The sequence below is a fragment of the Burkholderia sp. Se-20373 genome (assembly GCF_017104705.1).
Taxonomy (GTDB): domain Bacteria; phylum Pseudomonadota; class Gammaproteobacteria; order Burkholderiales; family Burkholderiaceae; genus Burkholderia.
Genome location: NZ_JAAGPH010000169.1, coordinates 1 through 233, shown reverse-complemented (window position 1 = coordinate 233; position 233 = coordinate 1). Strand labels below are relative to the sequence as shown.

1 protein-coding gene is annotated in these 233 nt (G+C 35.6%); it reads left to right on the top strand.

Annotated elements, in window-relative coordinates:
- On the top strand, positions 1 to 199 hold a 199-nt coding region (locus tag G3N96_RS33370; protein WP_206139855.1), incomplete at its 5' end, for a hypothetical protein.
- Positions 200 to 233 lie beyond the last annotated feature (34 nt).

Below are 233 nucleotides of genomic sequence, written 5' to 3'. Positions count from 1 at the left end.
AAAAAAAAAAAAAAAAAAATTACAAGAAGGAAACATGAACATAAATAATAATAACAAGCATGTAGAAGAAGAGCATGAAAGTGATCCATGGAATGAAAGCACTTACAAGAATGATGAAGTGCAACGTGCTATGCAAACACGATGTGTACGTACAGGGTGTGCTGCAGAGTATGTATACTATGTTGTACATGAGCGCTGAGTAAGACTACTACTAGGAATCTGAGTGGAAGACA